At 59.6% G+C, this 22,269-nt stretch carries 19 protein-coding genes and 1 pseudogene; all 20 read left to right on the top strand.

The genetic code is table 11. The annotated features are described in order from the left end of the window. Window positions 1-29 precede the first annotated feature (29 nt). Window positions 30-791: a secretin N-terminal domain-containing protein gene (locus V5E99_RS10435; protein WP_499802390.1), complete on the top strand. Its 762-nt coding sequence runs from the start codon at window positions 30-32 to the stop codon at window positions 789-791. A gap of 458 nt (window positions 792-1,249) precedes the next feature. Beyond that, on the top strand, window positions 1,250-2,575 hold the full coding sequence (gene aceA / locus V5E99_RS10430; protein ID WP_008032724.1) for an isocitrate lyase: 1,326 nt from the start codon (window positions 1,250-1,252) through the stop codon (window positions 2,573-2,575). 642 nt (window positions 2,576-3,217) lie between these two features. Next, window positions 3,218-3,631 carry an NADH-quinone oxidoreductase subunit A gene (locus V5E99_RS10425; protein ID WP_003223812.1) on the top strand — a complete coding sequence of 138 codons (414 nt, stop codon included), beginning with the start codon at window positions 3,218-3,220 and terminating at the stop codon, window positions 3,629-3,631. A 10-nt stretch (window positions 3,632-3,641) separates the two neighbouring features. After that, window positions 3,642-4,190, top strand: a pseudogene (locus V5E99_RS10420) (NuoB/complex I 20 kDa subunit family protein); the annotation flags it as partial. 198 nt (window positions 4,191-4,388) lie between these two features. Then, window positions 4,389-6,173 (top strand): NADH-quinone oxidoreductase subunit C/D, encoded by a 1,785-nt coding sequence (nuoC, locus tag V5E99_RS10415; RefSeq protein WP_499802389.1) that lies wholly within the window; start codon window positions 4,389-4,391, stop codon window positions 6,171-6,173. 2 nt (window positions 6,174-6,175) lie between these two features. Next, window positions 6,176-6,673 carry an NADH-quinone oxidoreductase subunit NuoE gene (gene nuoE / locus V5E99_RS10410; RefSeq protein WP_499802388.1) on the top strand — a complete coding sequence of 166 codons (498 nt, stop codon included), beginning with the start codon at window positions 6,176-6,178 and terminating at the stop codon, window positions 6,671-6,673. Then, window positions 6,670-8,025 carry an NADH-quinone oxidoreductase subunit NuoF gene (gene nuoF / locus V5E99_RS10405; RefSeq protein WP_499802387.1) on the top strand — a complete coding sequence of 452 codons (1,356 nt, stop codon included), beginning with the start codon at window positions 6,670-6,672 and terminating at the stop codon, window positions 8,023-8,025. Before nuoE ends, nuoF begins: the two co-directional genes overlap by 4 nt. A 137-nt stretch (window positions 8,026-8,162) precedes the next feature. Further along, the gene (nuoG, locus tag V5E99_RS10400; protein WP_499802386.1) at window positions 8,163-10,877 is read left to right on the top strand and encodes an NADH-quinone oxidoreductase subunit NuoG; all 2,715 of its coding nucleotides are present in this window, start codon (window positions 8,163-8,165) and stop codon (window positions 10,875-10,877) included. After that, window positions 10,874-11,881, top strand: a complete 1,008-nt coding sequence (gene nuoH / locus V5E99_RS10395) for an NADH-quinone oxidoreductase subunit NuoH (protein WP_201204594.1) — start codon at window positions 10,874-10,876, stop codon at window positions 11,879-11,881. Before nuoG ends, nuoH begins: the two co-directional genes overlap by 4 nt. A 12-nt stretch (window positions 11,882-11,893) precedes the next feature. Next, a complete protein-coding gene (gene nuoI, locus V5E99_RS10390) occupies window positions 11,894-12,439 on the top strand; it encodes an NADH-quinone oxidoreductase subunit NuoI (RefSeq protein ID WP_007946418.1) in 546 nt (181 codons plus the stop codon). A 9-nt stretch (window positions 12,440-12,448) separates the two neighbouring features. Further along, the gene (gene nuoJ / locus V5E99_RS10385; RefSeq protein ID WP_499802385.1) at window positions 12,449-12,952 is read left to right on the top strand and encodes an NADH-quinone oxidoreductase subunit J; all 504 of its coding nucleotides are present in this window, start codon (window positions 12,449-12,451) and stop codon (window positions 12,950-12,952) included. A 2-nt stretch (window positions 12,953-12,954) separates the two neighbouring features. Further along, window positions 12,955-13,263, top strand: a complete 309-nt coding sequence (gene nuoK / locus V5E99_RS10380; protein ID WP_007905077.1) for an NADH-quinone oxidoreductase subunit NuoK — start codon at window positions 12,955-12,957, stop codon at window positions 13,261-13,263. Continuing rightward, window positions 13,260-15,113, top strand: a complete 1,854-nt coding sequence (nuoL, locus tag V5E99_RS10375) for an NADH-quinone oxidoreductase subunit L (RefSeq protein WP_499802384.1) — start codon at window positions 13,260-13,262, stop codon at window positions 15,111-15,113. The genes nuoK and nuoL overlap by 4 nt, the downstream gene beginning before the upstream one ends. 40 nt (window positions 15,114-15,153) lie before the next feature. Continuing rightward, window positions 15,154-16,686: an NADH-quinone oxidoreductase subunit M gene (nuoM, locus tag V5E99_RS10370; RefSeq protein ID WP_499802383.1), complete on the top strand. Its 1,533-nt coding sequence runs from the start codon at window positions 15,154-15,156 to the stop codon at window positions 16,684-16,686. A 7-nt stretch (window positions 16,687-16,693) separates the two neighbouring features. Next, a complete protein-coding gene (gene nuoN, locus V5E99_RS10365; RefSeq protein ID WP_499802382.1) occupies window positions 16,694-18,157 on the top strand; it encodes an NADH-quinone oxidoreductase subunit NuoN in 1,464 nt (487 codons plus the stop codon). Window positions 18,158-18,457: 300 nt separating this feature from the next. Then, on the top strand, window positions 18,458-18,595 hold the full coding sequence (locus tag V5E99_RS10360) for a helix-turn-helix domain-containing protein (RefSeq protein WP_499802381.1): 138 nt from the start codon (window positions 18,458-18,460) through the stop codon (window positions 18,593-18,595). A 515-nt stretch (window positions 18,596-19,110) separates the two neighbouring features. Further along, window positions 19,111-19,239 carry a hypothetical protein gene (locus V5E99_RS10355; RefSeq protein ID WP_499802380.1) on the top strand — a complete coding sequence of 43 codons (129 nt, stop codon included), beginning with the start codon at window positions 19,111-19,113 and terminating at the stop codon, window positions 19,237-19,239. 43 nt (window positions 19,240-19,282) lie between these two features. Continuing rightward, a complete protein-coding gene (locus V5E99_RS10350; protein ID WP_499802379.1) occupies window positions 19,283-20,506 on the top strand; it encodes a YcaO-like family protein in 1,224 nt (407 codons plus the stop codon). Then, window positions 20,503-21,402 (top strand): class I SAM-dependent methyltransferase, encoded by a 900-nt coding sequence (locus tag V5E99_RS10345; protein ID WP_499802378.1) that lies wholly within the window; start codon window positions 20,503-20,505, stop codon window positions 21,400-21,402. The genes V5E99_RS10350 and V5E99_RS10345 overlap by 4 nt, the downstream gene beginning before the upstream one ends. Then, window positions 21,402-22,268 (top strand): alpha/beta fold hydrolase, encoded by an 867-nt coding sequence (locus tag V5E99_RS10340; RefSeq protein WP_499802377.1) that lies wholly within the window; start codon window positions 21,402-21,404, stop codon window positions 22,266-22,268. Before V5E99_RS10345 ends, V5E99_RS10340 begins: the two co-directional genes overlap by 1 nt. Window position 22,269: the final 1 nt, after the last annotated feature.

Here is a 22,269-nt window from a genome sequence, read left to right as displayed (position 1 = left end):
CAAGCCTTTCGAAAGCGGAGATAACGGACATGTCCCTACGCACCCTGCTCACCACGCTGCTGCTGACCGGTAGTTTTTCGGTCATGGCCGCCACCGAGATCGTGCCCCTGAACTACCGCACCAGCGCCGACATGCTGCCGGTGGCGCAGAATTTCATCGGCAAGGATGGCCAGGTCAGCGCCTATGGTAACCAACTGATCGTCAATGCAGATCAACGCAAGATCGACGAACTTAAGGCACTGATCACCCAACTCGACGTGGCTGCCAAGCGCCTGTTGATCACCGTCGACACCAACGAAAACAACGTTCAGGGTGACCAGGGTTATTCAGTGAATGGCGCGGCGCCGAGCCAGACCCGCATCATCAATCGCAGCACCGACAGCCGTGACGGCGGCATCCAACAGGTTCAGGCCAGCGAAGGTACGCCAGCACTGATTCAGGTGGGTCAGAGCGTGCCGCTGACCAGCACGCAAACCGATACCTACGGTCGCCTGCAAAGCCAGACCCAATACCGAAACGTCACCCAGGGGTTCTACGTCACCGCCAGCGTCACCGGCGACATCGTTCACCTGGCGATCAGTACCAACCGTGACCGCATGAGCCAGGAACGTCCCGATGTAGTGAATGTGCAAAGTACCGACACAACTGTCACGGGGCGCTTGGGCGAGTGGATCACCCTGGCCGGCGTGAATCGCCAGACGCAGGCCGACAAACAGGACACAACCCGCAGCTACTCTACTCAGGGCCGGGATGACATGACCTTGCGGGTGAAAGTCGACACACTGGACTAAAGCACCAAAAACTGACTGACAAGTCTTATTAGACTAAAGATGTAGTGCTCAAAAAAAAGCACTACAAAATGTTTGACGAGCCAAAAAAGCAAAGGCATGATGGCCTCGCTCCCGCTAATCAGGGGCCCTGGCAAGGGCCTTCGAGGCGACGCTCGCATCTACCCCGCGAGCCGCTTCGTGTCTGTACCGCCCACAAGGTGTGTTTGACGAGGTTGCCGACTGGAACGAAGTTGTCCCGAGGGACGGAAGCGTAATTAGGTAAACCCGGCACCACACTGAAGTTCGTATAGAGGCCCACGACGCCCGAATGCGCTCGCCAGTTCGCCCTTACCTGCTCACTTCCCCTCGAGCCCATCGTTCATCCCGTCGCCACCCCCGCCGAACACGACTTGAGCGCCTAAGCTTCTGGTCAGCGAGCACGAATTTTCCACCCGACCTATGCGACGAGGTTTATCTCCATGGCACTGACACGCGAACAGCAAATTGCAGCCCTCGAAAAAGATTGGGCTGAAAACCCACGCTGGAAAGGCGTGACACGCGCTTACTCCGCTGCTGACGTCGTCCGTCTGCGTGGCTCGGTTCAACCTGAGCACACCTTTGCAAAACTGGGCGCCGAGAAGCTCTGGAACCTGGTCACCCAGGGTGCCAAGCCGTCCTTCCGTCCTGAGAAAGATTTCGTCAACTGCATGGGCGCCCTGACTGGCGGCCAGGCTGTACAACAAGTCAAAGCCGGTATCCAGGCGATCTACCTGTCGGGCTGGCAGGTTGCTGCGGACAACAACTCCGCCGAATCGATGTACCCGGACCAGTCGCTGTACCCGGTGGACTCCGTTCCAACTGTGGTCAAGCGCATCAACAACTCGTTCCGTCGTGCTGACCAGATCCAGTGGAAAGCGGGCAAAGGTCCGGGCGACGAAGGCTACATCGACTACTTCGCACCAATCGTGGCTGACGCTGAAGCCGGTTTCGGCGGCGTTCTGAACGCTTACGAGCTGATGAAGAGCATGATCGAAGCAGGCGCCGCCGGCGTTCACTTCGAAGACCAACTGGCTTCCGTGAAAAAATGCGGTCACATGGGCGGCAAGGTACTGGTTCCTACCCAGGAAGCTGTACAGAAGCTGACCGCTGCTCGTTTGGCTGCTGACGTTGCCGGTACACCGACCATCATCCTGGCCCGTACCGACGCTAACGCTGCTGACCTGCTGACTTCCGATTGCGACCCGTACGACCAGCCGTTCGTCACTGGCGAACGTACCCAGGAAGGCTTCTACAAAGTACGCGCTGGCCTGGACCAGGCAATCGCTCGCGGCCTGGCCTACGCTCCGTACGCCGATCTGATCTGGTGCGAAACCGCCAAGCCGGATCTGGACGAAGCTCGTCGCTTCGCCGAAGCGATCAAAAAGGAATACCCGGACCAACTGCTGTCGTACAACTGCTCGCCTTCCTTCAACTGGAAGAAAAACCTGGACGACGCGACCATCGCCAAGTTCCAGCGCGAACTGTCCGCCATGGGTTACAAGCACCAGTTCATCACCCTGGCCGGCATTCACAACATGTGGCACAGCATGTTCAACCTGGCGCACGACTACGCCCGCAACGACATGACTGCCTACGTGAAGCTGCAAGAGCAAGAGTTCGCTGACGCCGCCAAGGGTTACACCTTCGTGGCTCACCAGCAGGAAGTGGGCACCGGCTACTTCGACGACATGACCACCGTGATTCAAGGTGGCTCGTCTTCGGTCACCGCGTTGACCGGTTCGACTGAAGAAGAACAGTTCCACTGATTGAACAAACGGCCGTTGCGGACCGAGTAGAAAGCTAACCGCAACGTCGCACATCTGACGCCCCGACTGGTTCGGGGCGTTTTTTTTGCCTTTGATTCACAAAGCACCACAAAGCCCTGTAGGAGCTGCCGAGTGAAACGAGGCTGCGATCTTTTGATCCTGCTTCAAAACAACGTCAAAAGATCGCAGCCTCGTTTCACTCGGCAGCTCCTACCGGGGATCAGTGGCAACCTGCGGAAAAAAACATTGATCCAGCGCATCGTCATGCTCAGAAAATTGCGGTAAAACGACCCCGGCTGCTACTTGCAGTAACAGCTATATAAGACAACTTCCTGGCCGCCCACCCGTTAAACAGTTTAAAAAGCCACTCAAACAATATTGATTATCATTTAGCCGCAACTATGTTCGTTACATTCCCTACAAAACATAATTGATGAAATGCCCCCTAATGCCCGAACCGCATGGGCTACAGGGCTTTGGAGGTGCGCTATGTCCTTATTCCTATAAATAATTTCGCTATAGGAATTTTACTTGCTCGGTGTTTAGCCATAAAATCACCGCGATTGATTGCTGCGACATATCGTCACTGCTTTGTTTCTTTTCAAGCTCAGAGACCTTTGCTCTCTGTTAAGGATTACCAGCATGCCCGAAGCGACAGGACTCATGGCCCACAACTGGGGCTTTGCCATTTTCCTTCTGGGCGTCGTCGGCCTCTGCGCCTTCATGCTCGGCGTCTCCAGCCTCCTAGGGTCAAAAGCCTGGGGCCGCAGCAAAAACGAACCGTTCGAGTCCGGCATGCTACCAACAGGTGGCGCCCGCTTGCGGCTCTCAGCCAAATTCTATCTGGTCGCGATGCTCTTCGTGATCTTCGATATCGAAGCCCTCTTTCTCTTTGCCTGGTCTGTGTCCGTCCGCGAAAGCGGCTGGACCGGATTCGTCGAAGCTCTCGTTTTCATAGCAATTCTGTTGGCAGGTCTTGTCTACCTGTTCCGAGTGGGCGCCCTTGACTGGGCTCCGGAAGCTCGTCGCAAGCGGCAGGCGAAGCTGAAACAATGAGGCTTTGGCAATGCAATACAATCTCACCAGGATCGACCCCGATGCTCCTAACGAGCAGTATCCGATTGGCGAACGGGAAACCGTTTCCGATCCGTTAGAAGATCAAGTCCACAAAAACATCTTCATGGGCAAGCTCGAAGACGTGCTTAACGGCACGATCAACTGGGGGCGCAAGAACTCCCTGTGGCCGTATAACTTCGGTCTTTCGTGCTGCTACGTGGAAATGACCACCGCCTTCACGGCGCCCCACGACATCGCGCGCTTTGGCGCCGAGGTTATCCGGGCATCGCCGCGTCAGGCGGATTTCATGGTTATCGCCGGTACCTGCTTCATCAAGATGGCGCCGATCATTCAGCGTCTCTACGAGCAAATGCTCGAACCTAAATGGGTTATCTCCATGGGTTCGTGCGCCAACTCCGGTGGCATGTACGACATCTACTCCGTCGTTCAAGGGGTGGACAAGTTCCTGCCCGTGGACGTCTACGTGCCTGGCTGCCCGCCCCGTCCTGAAGCTTTTCTGCAAGGCTTGATGCTCTTGCAGGAGTCGATTGGACAGGAGCGTCGTCCGCTTTCCTGGGTCGTCGGCGATCAAGGCGTGTATCGCGCCGAGATGCCTTCGCAAAAGGAACAGCGCCGCGAACAGCGAATCGCAGTCACCAACCTGCGCAGCCCCGACGAAGTCTGATCCAGCTCTGCTTCTTTTATAGAACGAGACACTGGCTTCATTCTTTACGTTGACCGAAAGCGATAAATAACCATGACTACAGGCAGTGCTCTGTACATCCCGCCTTATAAGGCAGACGACCAGGATGTGGTTGTCGAACTGAATAACCGTTTTGGACCCGAGGCGTTCACCGCCCAGCCTACCCGCACCGGCATGCCGGTGCTTTGGGTTGCCCGTGCCAAACTCGTCGAAGTCCTGACCTTCCTGCGCAACCTGCCCAAGCCGTACGTCATGCTCTATGACCTGCACGGCGTGGACGAGCGTCTGCGCACCAAGCGTCAAGGGCTGCCAAGCGGCGTCGACTTCACTGTGTTCTATCACTTGATGTCGATCGAACGTAATAGTGACGTCATGATCAAGGTAGCCTTGTCCGAGAGCGACCTCAGCCTGCCGACCGTCACCAGCATCTGGCCGAACGCCAACTGGTACGAGCGCGAAGTCTGGGACATGTACGGGATCGACTTCAAAGGTCACCCGCACCTGACCCGCATCATGATGCCGCCGACCTGGGAAGGTCACCCGCTGCGCAAGGACTTCCCGGCCCGCGCCACCGAATTCGACCCGTTCACCCTGAACCTGGCCAAGCAACAGCTTGAGGAAGAAGCCGCGCGCTTCAAGCCTGAAGACTGGGGCATGAAGCGTTCCGGGGCGAACGAGGACTACATGTTCCTCAACCTCGGTCCGAACCACCCTTCCGCGCACGGTGCGTTCCGCATCATCTTGCAGCTGGACGGTGAAGAGATCGTCGATTGCGTGCCGGACGTTGGCTACCACCACCGTGGTGCCGAGAAGATGGCCGAGCGTCAGTCCTGGCATAGCTTCATCCCGTACACCGACCGTATCGATTACCTCGGCGGCGTGATGAACAACCTGCCGTACGTGCTCTCGGTCGAGAAGCTGGCCGGCATCAAGGTGCCCGAGAAGGTCGACGTCATCCGCATCATGATGGCCGAGTTCTTCCGCATCACCAGCCACCTGCTGTTCCTGGGGACTTACATCCAGGACGTCGGCGCGATGACCCCGGTGTTCTTCACCTTCACCGACCGCCAGAAGGCGTACACGGTGATCGAAGCCATCACCGGTTTCCGTCTGCACCCGGCCTGGTACCGCATCGGTGGCGTCGCCCACGACCTGCCACGCGGCTGGGAAAAACTGGTTAAAGATTTCGTCGAGTGGATGCCAAAGCGTCTGGACGAATACCAGAAAGCCGCGCTGGACAACAGCATCCTCAAAGGCCGGACCATCGGCGTCGCAGCCTACAACACCAAAGAGGCCCTGGAATGGGGCGTCACCGGTGCCGGCCTGCGTTCGACCGGTTGCGACTTCGACCTGCGTAAAGCGCGTCCGTACTCGGGCTACGAGAACTTCGAATTCGAAGTGCCGCTGGCGGCCAATGGCGATGCCTACGACCGTTGCATCGTGCGCGTCGAAGAAATGCGCCAGAGCCTGAAAATCATCGAGCAGTGCATGCGCAACATGCCGGAAGGCCCGTACAAGGCGGATCACCCGCTGACCACGCCGCCACCGAAAGAACGCACGCTGCAGCACATCGAGACCTTGATCACGCACTTCCTGCAAGTTTCGTGGGGCCCGGTCATGCCGGCCAACGAATCCTTCCAGATGATTGAAGCGACCAAGGGCATCAACAGTTATTACCTGACGAGCGATGGCGGCACCATGAGCTACCGCACCCGGATTCGTACCCCAAGCTTCCCGCACCTGCAGCAGATCCCTTCGGTGATCAAAGGCAGCATGGTCGCGGACTTGATCGCGTACCTGGGTAGTATCGATTTCGTTATGGCCGACGTGGACCGCTAAGCATGAATAGCACGCTTATCCAGACAGACCGTTTCACCTTGAGTGAAACCGAGCGCTCGGCCATCGAGCACGAACTGCATCACTACGAAGACCCGCGCGCGGCGTCGATCGAAGCCCTGAAGATCGTCCAGAAGGAACGTGGCTGGGTGCCTGACGGCGCGCTCTACGCCATCGGCGAGATCCTCGGCATCCCGGCCAGCGACGTTGAAGGGGTGGCGACGTTCTATAGCCAGATCTTCCGTCAGCCGGTCGGCCGCCACATCATTCGCGTCTGCGACAGCATGGTCTGCTACATCGGCGGCCATGAATCGGTGATCAGCGAAATCCAGAGCAAGCTCGGCATCGGCCTGGGTCAAACCACCGCCGACGGTCGTTTCACCCTGCTGCCGGTTTGCTGCCTCGGCAACTGCGACAAGGCGCCGGCGTTGATGATCGACGACGACACATTCGGTGATGTGCAGCCTGCTGGCGTCGCCAAATTGCTCGAGGGCTACGTATGACCCTGACTTCCTTCGGTCCTGCCAACCGCATCAAGCGTTCGGCCGAGACTCATCCGCTGACCTGGCGTCTGCGTGACGACGGCGAGGCCGTGTGGCTCGACGAGTACCAGGCCAAGAACGGTTACGCCGCTGCGCGCAAAGCCTTCGCTGACATGGCCACGGACGACATCGTCCAGACCGTGAAAGACGCCGGCCTCAAAGGTCGCGGCGGCGCAGGTTTCCCCACTGGCGTGAAGTGGGGCCTGATGCCCAAGGACGAATCCATCAACATCCGCTACCTGCTGTGCAACGCGGATGAAATGGAGCCGAACACCTGGAAAGACCGCATGCTGATGGAGCAACTGCCCCATCTGCTGATCGAAGGCATGCTGATCAGTGCTCGCGCGCTGAAAACCTACCGTGGCTACATCTTCCTGCGCGGCGAATACACCACCGCCGCCAAGCACCTGAACCGTGCCGTGGAAGAAGCCAAGGCAGCAGGCCTTTTGGGCAAGAACATCCTGGGCAGCGGCTTCGATTTCGAGCTGTTCGTCCACACCGGCGCCGGGCGTTACATCTGCGGTGAAGAAACCGCACTGATCAACTCCCTCGAAGGCCGCCGCGCCAACCCGCGCTCCAAGCCACCCTTCCCTGCCGCCGTTGGCGTGTGGGGCAAGCCGACCTGCGTGAACAACGTTGAAACCCTGTGCAACGTCCCGGCGGTCATTGCCGACGGCGTGGACTGGTACAAATCGTTGGCCCGCGAAGGCAGCGAAGACATGGGCACCAAGCTCATGGGCTTCTCCGGCAAGGTCAAGAACCCTGGCCTGTGGGAACTGCCATTCGGCGTGCCTGCCCGCGAGTTGTTCGAAGACTACGCCGGCGGCATGCGCGACGGTTACAAGCTCAAGTGCTGGCAGCCTGGCGGCGCCGGTACCGGTTTCCTGTTGCCGGAACACCTGGACGCACAAATGTATGCCGGCGGCATCGCCAAAGTGGGCACCCGGATGGGTACCGGCCTGGCCATGGCGGTGGACGACAGCGTCAACATGGTGTCCCTGCTGCGCAACATGGAAGAGTTCTTCTCCCGCGAGTCGTGTGGTTTCTGCACCCCGTGCCGTGACGGTTTGCCGTGGAGCGTCAAGCTGCTGCGTGCGATCGAGAATGGTGAAGGGCAAGCCGGCGATATCGAGACCCTGCTGGGTCTGGTCGGTTTCCTCGGCCCTGGCAAGACCTTCTGTGCTCACGCACCGGGCGCCGTGGAGCCATTGGGCAGCGCAATCAAATACTTCCGTCCAGAGTTCGAAGCCGGCATCGCGCCTACCAGCGCCGTCGTCCCGCCTCTGGCAAGGCCGATCGTAGTCGGCGCGTAAACGCTTAAAAAGGCGAAGGGTCCGTGCCCTTCGCCTTCTCGTGTGATGACGCCTTCATCGGCTGTGTTGATTCACGCGAATAACAAGATTCCATTAGCCACGCCCGCTGACACCGGGCCAACGAAGAACTTTGAACCATGGCCACTATCCACGTAGACGGCAAAGAGCTCGAAGTCGATGGGGCAGACAACCTGTTACAGGCATGTCTGTCGCTAGGCCTCGATATCCCTTATTTCTGCTGGCACCCAGCCCTTGGCAGCGTTGGCGCTTGCCGCCAGTGTGCGGTCAAGCAGTACACCGACGAGAACGACAAGCGTGGTCGGATCGTCATGTCCTGCATGACCCCCGCCACCGATGGCAGCTGGATCTCCATCGACGACGAAGAGGCGAAAGTGTTTCGCGCCAGCGTCGTCGAATGGCTGATGACCAACCACCCTCACGACTGCCCGGTCTGTGAAGAAGGCGGTCACTGCCACCTGCAAGACATGACGGTAATGACCGGCCACAACGAGCGCCGTTACCGCTTCACCAAGCGTACTCACCAGAACCAGCAACTGGGCCCGTTCATTTCCCACGAAATGAACCGCTGCATCGCTTGCTACCGCTGCGTGCGCTTCTATAAGGATTACGCCGGCGGCACCGACCTCGGTGTGTTCGGTGCCCACGACAACGTGTACTTCGGTCGCGTTGAAGACGGCGTGCTGGAAAGCGAGTTCTCCGGCAACCTCACCGAGGTCTGCCCGACCGGTGTGTTCACCGACAAGACTCACTCCGAACGCTACAACCGCAAGTGGGACATGCAGTTCTCGCCGAGCATCTGCCATGGCTGCTCCAGCGGTTGCAACATCTCCCCGGGCGAGCGCTACGGTGAACTGCGTCGGATCGAAAACCGTTTCAACGGTTCGGTCAACCAGTACTTCCTGTGCGACCGTGGCCGTTTCGGCTATGGCTACGTCAACCGCGAAGACCGCCCGCGTCAGCCATTGCTGGCCAACGGCGCCAAGCTGAGCCTCGACGAAGCGCTGGATAAAGCCGCTGACCTGCTGCGCGGTCGCAACATCGTCGGCATCGGTTCGCCGCGTGCCAGCCTCGAAAGCAACTTCGCGTTGCGTGAACTGGTGGGCGCCGAGCACTTCTACTCCGGTATCGAAGCCGCCGAGCTGGAACGCATTCGCCTGGTCATGCAGGTGTTGAAAGACAGCCCGCTGCCGATCCCGAACATGCGCGACATCGAGGACCACGACGCGATCTTCGTCCTCGGTGAAGACCTGACCCAGACCGCCGCCCGTATGGCGCTGTCCCTGCGTCAATCGGTCAAGGGCAAAGCCGAAGACATGGCCGACGCAATGCGCGTCCAGCCGTGGCTCGACGCCGCCGTGAAGAACATCGGCCAGCACGAGCTGAACCCGCTGTTCATCGCCAGCCTGGCTGAAACCAAGCTCGACGACATCGCTGAAGAGTGCGTGCACGCCGCTCCAGACGACCTGGCTCGCATCGGCTTCGCCGTGGCTCACGCCCTCGACGCCAGCGCTCCAGCCGTTGAAGGCCTGGACACTGAAGCCGTTGAACTGGCTCAACGCATCGCCAATGCCCTGCTGGCCGCCAAGCGTCCGCTGATCATTGCCGGTACTTCGCTGGGTTCCAAAGCGCTGATCGAAGCGGCGGCGAACATTGCCAAAGCCCTGAAGCTGCGCGAGAAGAACGGTTCCATCAGCCTGATCGTGCCAGAGGCCAACAGCCTCGGCCTGGCCATGCTCGGTGGCAACTCGGTCGACGACGCGCTGCAAGCGGTGATCGACGGCAAGGCCGACGCCATCGTCGTGCTGGAAAACGATCTGTACACCCGCACCGACAAAGCCAAGGTCGATGCCGCCCTGAACGCCGCGAAAGTGGTGATCGTGGCCGACCATCAGAAGACCGCCACCAGCGATCGTGCGCACCTGGTTCTGCCAGCCGCCAGCTTCGCTGAAGGCGACGGCACGTTGGTCAGCCAGGAAGGCCGCGCCCAGCGCTTCTTCCAGGTGTTCGACCCGAAATACATGGACGCGAGCATCCTGGTTCACGAAGGCTGGCGCTGGCTGCATGCCCTGCGCGCCACCCTGCTGGGCCAACCGATTGACTGGACGCAACTGGACCACGTCACCGCTGCCGTGGCTTCGAGCACGCCGCAACTGGCGCGCATCGTTGACGCTGCACCGTCCGCCGCGTTCCGCATCAAGGGCATGAAACTGGCCCGCGAGCCGCTGCGTTACTCCGGTCGTACCGCCATGCGCGCTGACATCAGCGTGCACGAACCGCGTACCCCGCAAGACAACGACACCGCGTTCGCCTTCTCGATGGAAGGTTACTCGGGCTCGGTTGAACCGCGTCAGCAAGTGCCGTTCGCCTGGTCGCCGGGCTGGAACTCGCCGCAAGCCTGGAACAAATTCCAGGACGAAGTCGGTGGTCACATTCGTGCTGGCGACCCGGGCACCCGCCTGATCGAAAGCACCGGTGATTCGCTGAACTGGTTCGCCAGTGTTCCGCGCGCCTTCAACCCGGCTCAAGGCACCTGGCAAGTCGTGCCGTTCTTCCACCTGCTCGGCAGCGAAGAGAACTCTTCCAAAGCCGCGCCGGTTCAGGAACGCATTCCGGCCGCCTACGTCGCTTTGGCCAAATCCGAAGCCGATCGCCTGGGTGTCAACGAAGGTGCCCTGCTCAACGTGAACGTCGATGGCCAGACCCTGCGTCTGCCGCTGCGTATCAACGAAGAGCTGGGCGCTGGCCTGGTGGCATTGCCAGCGGGTATCGCCGGCATTCCAGCGGCGATCTTTGGCAAAACCGTTGACGGTCTGCAGGAGGCAGCTCAATGACCTGGTTCACGCCTGAAGTGATTGACGTGATCATCGCGGTCCTCAAGGCCATCGTGATTCTGCTCGCCGTGGTGGTGTGCGGCGCGCTGCTGAGCTGGGTCGAGCGTCGTCTGCTCGCCCTCTGGCAGGACCGTTACGGTCCGAACCGCGTCGGCCCGTTCGGCGCGTTCCAGATCGCCGCCGACATGATCAAGATGTTCTTCAAGGAAGACTGGACCCCGCCGTTCGCCGACAAGATGATCTTCACGTTGGCACCGGTTGTGGCCATGAGCGCCCTGCTGATTGCCTTCGCGATCATCCCGATCACCCCGACCTGGGGCGTGGCGGACCTGAACATCGGCATCCTGTTCTTCTTCGCCATGGCCGGTCTGTCGGTCTACGCGGTGTTGTTCGCCGGCTGGTCGAGTAACAACAAGTTCGCCCTGTTGGGCAGCTTGCGGGCCTCGGCGCAAACCGTGTCGTACGAAGTGTTCATGGGCCTGTCGTTGATGGGCATCGTGATCCAGGTCGGCTCGTTCAACATGCGCGACATCGTCGATTATCAAGCCCAGCACCTGTGGTTCATCATTCCGCAGATCTTCGGTTTCCTGACCTTCTTCATCGCCGGCGTCGCCGTGACTCACCGTCACCCGTTCGACCAGCCGGAAGCGGAACAGGAACTGGCCGACGGTTACCACATTGAATATGCCGGCATGAAATGGGGCATGTTCTTCGTCGGCGAGTACATCGGCATCGTGTTGATTTCGGCGCTGCTGGTGACCTTGTTCTTCGGTGGCTGGCACGGTCCGTTCGGCATTCTGCCGCAGATCCCGTTCATCTGGTTCGCGCTCAAAACCGCGTTCTTCATCATGATCTTCATCCTGTTGCGCGCCTCGATTCCGCGCCCACGGTATGACCAAGTGATGGATTTCAGCTGGAAGTTCTGCCTGCCGCTGACCCTCGTCAACATGCTGGTGACCGCTGCGATCGTGTTGCTCAACACGCCCGCCGTCGCGGCTCAGTGAGGATAGAGAATCATGAAGTACATTTTTGACATCGTGCATGGCTTCTTCACCCAGCTTCGCAGCCTGGTGATGATCTTCGGCCACGCCTTCCGCAAGCGCGACACGCTGCAGTACCCGGAAGAAGCCGTGTACCTGCCGCCGCGCTACCGTGGCCGTATCGTCCTGACCCGCGACCCTGATGGCGAAGAGCGTTGTGTCGCCTGCAACCTGTGCGCCGTGGCCTGCCCGGTCGGTTGCATCTCGCTGCAGAAAGCCGAAACCGAAGACGGTCGCTGGTACCCGGACTTCTTCCGCATCAACTTCTCGCGCTGCATCTTTTGCGGCCTCTGCGAGGAAGCCTGCCCGACCACCGCGATCCAGCTGACACCGGATTTCGAGATGGCCGAGTTCAAACGTCAGGACCTGGTTTACGAGAAAGAAGATCTGCTGATCTCCGGCCCCGGCAAAAACCCTGATTACAACTTCTATCGTGTTGCAGGTATGGCGATTGCCGGGAAGCCGAAAGGCTCCGCGCAGAACGAAGCCCAGCCGATCAACGTGAAGAGCTTGCTGCCTTAAGGAAGAAAGATGGAATTCGCTTTCTATTTCGCATCGGGTATCGCTGTGGTGTCCACGCTTCGCGTGATCACCAACACCAACCCTGTGCACGCCCTGCTCTACCTGATCATTTCGCTGATTGCCGTGGCGATGACGTTTTTCGCCCTCGGCGCGCCGTTTGCCGGTGTGCTGGAAGTGATCGCCTACGCTGGCGCCATCATGGTGCTGTTCGTGTTCGTGGTGATGATGCTGAACCTGGGCCCGGCCTCGGTTCAGCAAGAACGCGTCTGGCTCAAGCCCGGCATCTGGATCGGCCCGGTGATTCTCGGCGCCCTGCTGCTGGCTGAACTGCTGTACGTGCTGTTCAGCCACTCCAGCGGTCAGGCCATCGGCCACACCACCGTAGACGCGAAAGCCGTGGGCATCAGCCTGTTCGGCCCGTACCTGCTGGTGGTCGAACTCGCCTCGATGTTGCTGCTCGCCGCAGCCGTCACGGCGTTCCACTTGGGCCGCAACGAAGCCAAGGAGCAATGACGATGCCTGCTATCCCTTTGGAGCATGGTCTGGCGGTCGCCGGCATCCTGTTCTGCCTCGGTCTGGTCGGTCTGATGGTCCGCCGCAACATTCTCTTCGTGCTGATGAGCCTGGAGGTCATGATGAATGCCTCCGCGTTGGCATTCATCGTTGCCGGTAGCCGCTGGGGTCAGCCGGATGGACAGATCATGTTCATCCTGGTGATCAGCCTGGCCGCCGCCGAGGCCAGTATTGGCCTGGCGATTCTGTTGCAGCTGTATCGCCGCTTCCACACTCTCGATATCGACGCTGCCAGCGAGATGCGCGGATGAATCTTCTCTATCTGACTTTCGTATTCCCTCTCATAGGTTTCCTGCTGCTGTCGTTCTCACGCGGCCGCTTCTCGGAAAACCTGTCGGCGCTGATTGGCGTCGGTTCCATCGGCCTGTCGGCGATCGTCGCCGCTTACGTGATCTGGCAATTCAACGTCGCCCCGCCCGAAGGCGGCCACTACACCCAGGTGTTGTGGCAGTGGATGGCGGTTGAAGGCTTCACGCCGAACTTCGCGCTGTACCTGGATGGCCTGTCGGTCACCATGCTCGGTGTGGTGGTCGGCGTCGGCTTCCTGATCCACCTGTTCGCGTCCTGGTACATGCGCGGTGAAGACGGTTACTCGCGCTTCTTCGCCTACACCAACCTGTTTATCGCCTCGATGCTGTTCCTGATCCTGGGCGATAACCTGTTGTTCCTGTACTTCGGCTGGGAAGGCGTGGGCCTGTGCTCGTACCTGTTGATCGGTTTCTACTACAGCAACCGCAACAACGGTAACGCGGCACTCAAGGCTTTCATCGTGACCCGCATCGGCGACGTGTTCATGGCCATCGGCCTGTTCATCCTGTTCCAGCAACTGGGCACGCTGAACGTCCAGGAATTGCTGGTGAAGGCGCCTGAGCACTTCAAGGTCGGCGACTTCTGGATCGTTCTGGCGACCCTGATGCTGCTGGGTGGCGCTGTCGGTAAATCCGCGCAACTGCCGCTGCAAACCTGGCTGGCGGATGCGATGGCCGGTCCGACCCCGGTTTCGGCACTGATCCACGCCGCGACCATGGTGACCGCAGGCGTTTACCTGATCGCCCGTACTCACGGCTTGTTCGCCCTGGCGCCGGATATCCTGCACCTGGTCGGCATTGTCGGCGGCGTGACCCTGGTTCTCGCCGGTTTTGCCGCTCTGGTGCAGACCGACATCAAACGTATCCTCGCCTACTCGACCATGAGCCAGATCGGCTACATGTTCCTGGCCTTGGGCGTGGGTGCATGGGATGGCGCGATTTTCCACCTGATGACCCACGCCTTCTTCAAGGCACTGTTGTTCCTTGCTTCCGGTGCGGTGATCGTTGCCTGCCACCACGAGCAGAACATCTTCAAGATGGGCGGCCTGTGGAAGAAACTGCCGCTGGCCTACGCCAGCTTCATCGTCGGCGGCGCGGCCCTTTCGGCCCTGCCACTGGTGACCGCAGGCTTCTACTCCAAGGACGAAATCCTCTGGGAAGCGTTCGCCAGCGGCAACCACGGTCTGCTTTACGCAGGTCTGGTCGGCGCGTTCATGACTTCGCTGTACACCTTCCGCCTGATCTTCATCGCGTTCCACGGTGAAGCGAAGACCGAAGCCCACGCCGGTCACGGCATCGCTCACTGGTTGCCGTTGTCGGTGCTGATCGTGCTGTCGACCTTCGTCGGCGCGATGATCGTGCCACCGCTGCATGGCGTACTGCCAGAGAGCGTCGGCCATGCCGGCGGCGAAGCCAAGCACAGTCTGGAAATCGCCTCGGGCGCCATCGCCCTGGCCGGTATCCTGCTGGCCGCGCTGCTGTTCCTCGGCAAGCGTCGTTTCGTCACTGCAATCGCCAACAGCGGCATCGGCCGCTTCCTTTCGGCCTGGTGGTTCGCTGCCTGGGGCTTCGACTGGATCTACGACAAACTGTTCGTCAAGCCATACCTTGCGATCAGCCACATACTGCGCAAAGACCCGCTCGATCAGACCATCGGTTTGATCCCGCGTATGGCCAAGGGTGGTCACACCGCCCTGAGCCGTACCGAAACCGGTCAACTGCGTTGGTACGCGGCCTCGATGGCAGCCGGCTCCGTGCTGGTCATCGGCGCCATCGTGCTGGTAGCGGTCTGAATATGAACCTTGCGAACTTGCGAAAGGAATTGAGCCCGTCATGATTCTGCCTTGGCTAATCCTGATCCCCTTCATCGGCGGCCTGCTGTGCTGGATGGGTGAGCGCTTCGGCGCTACCCTCCCCCGCTGGATTGCGCTGTTGACCATGACCCTGGAACTCGCGCTCGGCCTCTGGCTGTGGGCCCACGGTAACTATTCATTTGCTCCGGCGCCTGGCGCCGATCCGGTCTGGGCGCTTGAGTTCAAGCACATCTGGATCCAGCGCTTCGGCATCAGCGTGCACCTGGCTCTCGACGGCCTGTCGCTGCTGATGATCCTGCTGACCGGTCTGCTGGGTATCCTCTCGGTCCTCTGCTCGTGGAAAGAGATCCAGCGTCACGTTGGCTTCTTCCACTTGAACCTGATGTGGATTCTGGGCGGTGTCGTCGGCGTGTTCCTCGCCCTCGACCTGTTCATGTTCTTCTTCTTCTGGGAAATGATGCTGGTGCCGATGTACTTCCTCATCGCGCTCTGGGGTCACAGTTCTTCGGACGGCAAGAAAACCCGGATCTACGCGGCGACCAAGTTCTTCATCTTCACTCAGGCGTCCGGCCTGATCATGTTGGTGGCGATCCTGGGTCTGGTTCTGGTGAACTTCAACAGCACCGGCGTGATTACCTTCAACTACGCCGACCTGCTGAAAACCAAGATGTCGCTCACCACCGAGTACATCCTGATGCTCGGCTTCTTCATCGCTTTTGCGGTGAAACTGCCGGTCGTACCGTTCCACTCCTGGCTGCCTGATGCTCACGCCCAGGCGCCAACGGCCGGTTCGGTCGACCTGGCCGGTATCTTGTTGAAGACGGCGGCTTACGGTCTGCTGCGTTTCGCCCTGCCGCTGTTCCCGAATGCCTCGGCCGAGTTTGCGCCGATTGCCATGACCCTCGGTCTGGTCGGGATCTTCTACGGTGCGTTCCTGGCCTTCGCCCAAACCGACATCAAGCGTCTGATCGCCTTCTCGTCCGTTTCCCATATGGGTTTCGTACTGATCGGCATCTACTCCGGCAGCCAACTGGCGCTGCAAGGCGCGGTGATCCAGATGCTGGCCCACGGTGTTTCGGCCGCTGCACTCTTTATCCTGAGTGGTCAGCTGTACGAACGCACCCACACCCGCGACATGCGTGAAATGGGTGGCCTGTGGTCGAAGATCGCTTACCTGCCGGCCATCAGCCTGTTCTTCGCCGCCGCGTCCCTGGGCTTGCCGGGTACCGGTAACTTCGTCGGTGAATTCCTGATTCTGATCGGCACCTTCGCCGCAGCCCCGTGGATCACCGCGATTGCGACGTCTGGCCTGGTGTTCGGTTCGGTCTACTCGCTGATCATGATCCACCGTGCCTACTTCGGCCCGTCCAAGTCGGACGCGGTGCTGCATGGCATGGATGCTCGCGAACTGATCATGGTGGTTGGGCTTGCGATGCTGCTGATTTACATCGGCGTGTACCCGCAACCGTTCCTCGACACTTCTGCCGCGACGATGCATGGCGTGCAGCAGTGGCTCGGCACCGCCTTCACTCAACTCGCTTCGGCCCGGTAAGAGCGCTATGGAATTCACGACTCAACACTTTATCGCGCTCGCGCCGTTGTTGATCACCACCGCCACGATCATCGTGGTGATGCTGGCCATCGCGTGGCGCCGCAACCACTCGCAGACCTTCCTGATTTCCGTGGCGGGTCTGAACCTGGCGTTGCTGTCGATCCTGCCAGCCTTGAAAGTCGCGCCATTGGCCGTGACCCCACTGCTGCAAATCGATAGCTTCGCTTGCTTGTACATGGCGCTGATCCTGGTCGCTACCCTCGCTTGTGTAACGCTCGCCCACGCCTACCTCGGCGATGGCGGCACGGGTTACCCGGGCAACCGCGAAGAACTGTACCTGCTGATCCTGATGGCCGCCGCCGGTGGCCTGGTTCTGGTCAGCGCGCAACACCTGGCCGGATTGTTCATCGGTCTGGAACTGTTGTCGGTGCCGGTCTACGGTCTGGTGGCTTACGCCTTCTTCAACAAGCGTTCGCTGGAAGCCGGCATCAAGTACATGGTGTTGTCCGCTGCCGGTTCCGCGTTCCTGTTGTTCGGTATGGCCCTGCTCTACGCCGACTCCGGCAGCCTGAGCTTCGTCGGTATCGGCCAGGCGCTGGCGGCCACCGGTCTGCCAAGCTCGCTGGCTCAACTGGGCCTGGGCATGATGCTGATCGGCCTGGCGTTCAAGCTGTCGCTGGTGCCGTTCCACCTCTGGACCCCGGACGTATACGAAGGTGCTCCGGCACCGGTGGCCGCGTTCCTGGCGACCGCTTCCAAAGTCGCGGTGTTCGCGGTGATGGTGCGTCTGTTCCAGATCTCGCCAGCGGCAAGCAGCGGTGTGCTGAGTGACGTGCTGACCATCATCGCCATCGCGTCGATCCTGTTCGGTAACCTGCTGGCATTGACCCAGAACAACCTCAAGCGTCTGCTGGGTTACTCGTCCATCGCTCACTTCGGCTACCTGCTGATCGCCCTGGTGGCGAGCAAAGGTCTGGCCATGGAAGCCATCGGCGTGTACCTGGTCACCTACGTGATCACCAGCCTCGGCGCGTTCGGCGTGATCACCCTGATGTCCTCGCCGTACAAAGGTCGCGATGCGGATGCCCTGTACGAATACCGCGGCCTGTTCTGGCGCCGTCCGTACCTGACCGCCGTACTGACCGTGATGATGCTGTCCCTGGCCGGTATCCCGCTGACCGCAGGCTTCATCGGCAAGTTCTACATCATCGCTACCGGCGTCGAGTCGCACCAATGGTGGCTGGTCGGTTCCCTGGTAATGGGCAGCGCCATCGGCGTCTTCTACTACCTGCGCGTGATGGTCACCCTGTACCTGATCGAGCCGAACCTGCGTCGCCACGATGCGCAACTGCACTGGGAACAACGTGCAGGCGGCGTAATGCTGCTGGCCATCGCCGCACTGGCGTTCTTCCTCGGCCTGTATCCGCAGCCGTTGCTGGTACTGGTTCAGCAGGCCGTGTTGGCGGGTTGATCGTGTAAGCGGTACTTGGTAGAAAACAGAAACGGCACCTTCGGGTGCCGTTTTTGCATTTTGGGATTTCAAGATCAAAAGATCGCAGCCTTCGGCAGCTCCTACACAGGCAACGTCGATCCGAACATTCGCGGTTGAACCGCCTCTGTAGGAGCTGCCGAAGGCTGCGATTTTTTGACCTTCAACCCTCCCCGCCCATGCAAAGAATCCCCTCGCAGCAAACTCAGCCGCGTCCTACATCCCGATCCCACCTGCGACCGGATACGCCAACAACTGAACCTCTCCAGATCGGTGTTTGCGATGTACCTGCGCACCAATACCCGCACGCTGGAGAACTGGGAACAAGGCCGGGCAAAACCCAATGCTCAGGCGACGACCCTGATTCGCCTGGTCGCGCGGTTTCCGGAAACAGTGGAAAGACTCGCCCTGTTAACCTGAGCCCCGACCAAACATACAGAACGGCACCTTCGGGTGCCGTTTTTGCGTTTGGCGGCCAAGAAGCAGAACGTCGAGCGTTCCGGACGTGCGTGGCTTTCTGAAGTGTCTTCAAACGCCATAGGAAAAGTCAGTGCGAGTACCGTGAAAAATCGCCGATAGCCCGGATGCCAGGATTGCCCTGCGCCGTGGTGCTGAAATCTCCGACAGGTGCATGGGACGAATACATGAGGGTTGGCAAGTTTTCTGACCCTGTCGTTTCAAACCCAAACGCTTCAATCCCTGAAAAGCCCTCCATCGCTCGGCGTACGTCGCAAAAAACGGGGCGTCGCCTGCTGAAATTCCTTAATACCTTCAAGTTCAAGTCGTCAACCCGAAAATTGATATGTACGTATTTCACCCTACCCCGAATTCACGCCTTGAAACTTCCTGTCATTTTTGACGATTCAAACGCCGAACTTATACAGTCGCTCCGTGCTCGACGCAGCACATCCAACAACTAACAAGAGAGTTTAATCATGGGTTACATGAGTGCCTGGAACGCCAACAAAGTCATCGATCTTGAACAGCAGGAAGCGCCAACCGCCGAGCAAATTGAAGAACTGCAATTGACTGAGGACGAGCAAGCCGAACTGGACGCCGCATAAAAAACGTGGGGGCCATGCCCCCCGTTTCTCGAGGGAACGAATGATGGACACGTTCACTATTGCCGAACGAGAACTGACGCTGGAACAGGCCGAACAGCGAATCCTCGCCGATATGGAGGCCTTGGGGCTGAGCGTCGAGACCCGCACGCTGGGCCAGCGGATCGTCACGGTGCAGGCTGCCGTCAGTGCGCCCGGCCAGCCTTGCATTGCCAGGGGCGCGGGCAAAGGTCACCCGCAACCAGCCCGTATCGGTGCGCTATATGAAACGCTGGAACATTACTTAAGTGAGCACTTCAATGGCTCGGATGTTGAGTATTTAAACCCCCGGTATTTTTCCGAGACGCCACTGTTTGCCGACGACACCGTACTTTCACTGATCACCGCACAACACAATGCCGTCACCGCTTGCCGAACGTTCACCGACGCCATAACCCACACTTCGTTTTATTACCCGATGGCACTGTGCATCCCCGGCTACTCGCGGCAGCCGCTGGCGCAAGACACCACCAACTACCGCGCACTGCAACGCTATGCCAGCAACAGCGGAACGGCCATTGGCGCCAGTGACAACGAGGCGATCTTGCACGCCGCGAATGAATGCATCGAACGCGATGCGGTGTCGTTGTTTCTGCTGGATCAGTTTTACTACGAAAACCACTCGCCCCTGCGCCGTGTCGCACGACCGTCCGATCACGATGTACTCGGTCGGCTGTGGTCGGACGCCGAAGCGGAAATCGGTTCGGACATCGTGCTTGTCGAGATCAGCAGCGAATTCCTGGCACGAACCTTTCTGGCCTTTTCAACCGCGCCAGACACCCTCCCCAGGGTTTTTGGCAGCGGTTGTTCTCTCGATGCCCGGCATGGCGCCTGGCGTGCGCTGACCGAGTTGGTGCAGTTGCATCACGCCGCTTCGGAGCCTGAACTGAGCAACGCCCAACGCCATCTCACACCGTTCCCTCGCCTGCTGCGCTGCTTACGATTCGATCCCTGCCCGCTACTGAACCTGTGCGAACAGCAAACGGTTGCATTGCCCGACGCTACCGTTGAACCGCCATTGGCCGAACAGATTGACCTGCTGGCCAAAGACCTGCATCGACACGGACGCTCATTGGGTATTTCACGGCTTCACCAAACCACACTTGGCACCACGCTGGTCAACGTTGTCATTCCGGGGCTGGAGCGGTTTTTCGTGGTGTCCAGCGGCAACGTCGTGGTTGCGCAGGCCCGAGGGCGGCGCCTGGAAAACAGACAGGAGTTGATGGCATGAACGCACCGATTGAAGCGGGCGAACTCAATCGCCACGTCGAACCCTTGGGCCCCGGACTGCATCATTTGTTTGTCTTGCGGGTAAACGGTTGTGACTGGGTCGGCCGCAAAGTCCTGCAACAGTCTCACCCTGAAGGCTGGTACATCAGCAGCCTGCTCAAGCCATGGATGTTGCTCGGGCCGCTCACGCAATGGCAGTGGGGCAACGAAGGCGTGGAGGTCTACTTCCGCCAGGTCACCACGCAAGAGAAGGACGCCGCCTTCGACATCGCACGGGCCCAACCTGACAGCGAGATCCGCTTCCCGTTTCCCGTCATCGATGACGCAGGCCTGGAATGGGTATGTCCGGCGGACTACTGGCAGTGCAGCGAGTCACTCGCCCTGCAACTGGACGCCGACGAAACTCACCTGCGCCAGCACTGCGCCTCCTTGCTCAAGACACTGTCGAGTCCCGGCGCGGTGATCCATGACCCGGCCTGTTCGACGGGCGAGTTCATTGCACACCTGGCCCGTGAGCTTCCGGATCGGCGCTACCTGGGCTCTGATCGTTCACCGTCGATGATCGAACACGCAAAACGCCGTCACGGCAGTTCATCCGTCGATTTTTTCCTGAGCGATGCCCGTAATGTCGCCTCGGCAGGCGTTCACTGTGATGTGCTGATCGTTCGCTTCCTCAATGCCGAAGTCATGACCCGCAAGGAAGCGCAGCGGACATTGAACGCCTTGATCCCCTGCGTGAAACCGGGGGGCACGCTGCTCATATTCGGCCATACACCGGTACTGATCGCGATGCCCTACATGGCCCGGACTCTGGAACTGCAACTGATCTCCAGCGTCGCCGCCCGTGAAGGGCAAACAGAACTGTTTCAGTTTTATCAACTGCGGGTGCCTGTCTGATGCTGTGCGCAGCGAACATTGGCTACTTCCCGACCGCTGATGGCCACCAGCTCTATTGGGAACGGCACGGTACACCCGGCACGGAGCCGGTGTTTTTCCTGCATGGCGGGCCGGGTGGCCGCAGTTCGCGTCATCACCTTGAGTTCTTCGATTTGCGCTGTTTCGACATCATCCTGTTCGACCAGCGCGGCTGCGGCCGCTCCATCCCCCAGGGTGAGCTTCGGCACAACGACACCGGGCTATGTGTCGAGGACATCGATGCCCTGCGCCACTATTTCGGCTTCAAAAAAATCAGCTTATTGGGGGTGTCATGGGGCAGTTGGCTGGCCCTTCAATATCAGCAGCGCTATCCCGACACGCTGCTGAACACCACGCTGGTGTCGGTGTTTGTGCCGTTTGCGGAGAATGTCCGCGCCTACGACAAAACCCTGAACGATGGTTTGGCCGCCATCACTCAAGGGACCTGCGTACGGGCGATCTACCAGATACTGAGCCACGGCTGCGAGGCACAACAACGCCGCGCCGCCATTGGCTGGTTGAAGGCAATCATGCAACTGGACGGGCAATCGATGGACCCAGGCACGCTCGACCACTTTGCCGACCAGGAGGCCGTCCGGGCCATTCGCCTGGAGTTGCACTATCACGTCAATCACTACTTCTTTACCCGCGAGGATGAGGAACTGGTGGTCGATGCCAACACCGAAGTCATCCAAGGTATCAAAGATATTTTCGGCATGGCGAGCCTGAACTGGCTGCGTCAACGCCACAACCTTCGTTCTCGACTGCTCCACGCCGGGCATAACGCTTTCAACAGGGCGATAGTGAAAGCCGTGCGCAACTCACTGAAACGAGGAAGCGGTTACTAAC

The organism is Janthinobacterium sp. LPB2021202312-11-4 (genome assembly GCF_037049705.1).
Lineage (GTDB): Bacteria > Pseudomonadota > Gammaproteobacteria > Pseudomonadales > Pseudomonadaceae > Aquipseudomonas.
This window is presented reverse-complemented; position numbering and strand designations above follow the sequence as displayed.

Excerpts from the sequence above, each read along its gene's own strand:
- V5E99_RS10435 (WP_499802390.1), top strand. The coding sequence starts at position 30 with ATGTCCCTACGCACCCTGCTCACCACGCTGCTGCTGACCGGTAGTTTT.
- aceA (WP_008032724.1), top strand. The coding sequence starts at position 1,250 with ATGGCACTGACACGCGAACAGCAAATTGCAGCCCTCGAAAAAGATTGG.
- V5E99_RS10425 (WP_003223812.1), top strand. The coding sequence starts at position 3,218 with ATGCCCGAAGCGACAGGACTCATGGCCCACAACTGGGGCTTTGCCATT.
- nuoC (WP_499802389.1), top strand. The coding sequence starts at position 4,389 with ATGACTACAGGCAGTGCTCTGTACATCCCGCCTTATAAGGCAGACGAC.
- nuoE (WP_499802388.1), top strand. The coding sequence starts at position 6,176 with ATGAATAGCACGCTTATCCAGACAGACCGTTTCACCTTGAGTGAAACC.
- nuoF (WP_499802387.1), top strand. The coding sequence starts at position 6,670 with ATGACCCTGACTTCCTTCGGTCCTGCCAACCGCATCAAGCGTTCGGCC.
- nuoG (WP_499802386.1), top strand. The coding sequence starts at position 8,163 with ATGGCCACTATCCACGTAGACGGCAAAGAGCTCGAAGTCGATGGGGCA.
- nuoH (WP_201204594.1), top strand. The coding sequence starts at position 10,874 with ATGACCTGGTTCACGCCTGAAGTGATTGACGTGATCATCGCGGTCCTC.
- nuoI (WP_007946418.1), top strand. The coding sequence starts at position 11,894 with ATGAAGTACATTTTTGACATCGTGCATGGCTTCTTCACCCAGCTTCGC.
- nuoJ (WP_499802385.1), top strand. The coding sequence starts at position 12,449 with ATGGAATTCGCTTTCTATTTCGCATCGGGTATCGCTGTGGTGTCCACG.
- nuoK (WP_007905077.1), top strand. The coding sequence starts at position 12,955 with ATGCCTGCTATCCCTTTGGAGCATGGTCTGGCGGTCGCCGGCATCCTG.
- nuoL (WP_499802384.1), top strand. The coding sequence starts at position 13,260 with ATGAATCTTCTCTATCTGACTTTCGTATTCCCTCTCATAGGTTTCCTG.
- nuoM (WP_499802383.1), top strand. The coding sequence starts at position 15,154 with ATGATTCTGCCTTGGCTAATCCTGATCCCCTTCATCGGCGGCCTGCTG.
- nuoN (WP_499802382.1), top strand. The coding sequence starts at position 16,694 with ATGGAATTCACGACTCAACACTTTATCGCGCTCGCGCCGTTGTTGATC.
- V5E99_RS10360 (WP_499802381.1), top strand. The coding sequence starts at position 18,458 with ATGTACCTGCGCACCAATACCCGCACGCTGGAGAACTGGGAACAAGGC.
- V5E99_RS10355 (WP_499802380.1), top strand. The coding sequence starts at position 19,111 with ATGGGTTACATGAGTGCCTGGAACGCCAACAAAGTCATCGATCTTGAA.
- V5E99_RS10350 (WP_499802379.1), top strand. The coding sequence starts at position 19,283 with ATGGACACGTTCACTATTGCCGAACGAGAACTGACGCTGGAACAGGCC.
- V5E99_RS10345 (WP_499802378.1), top strand. The coding sequence starts at position 20,503 with ATGAACGCACCGATTGAAGCGGGCGAACTCAATCGCCACGTCGAACCC.
- V5E99_RS10340 (WP_499802377.1), top strand. The coding sequence starts at position 21,402 with ATGCTGTGCGCAGCGAACATTGGCTACTTCCCGACCGCTGATGGCCAC.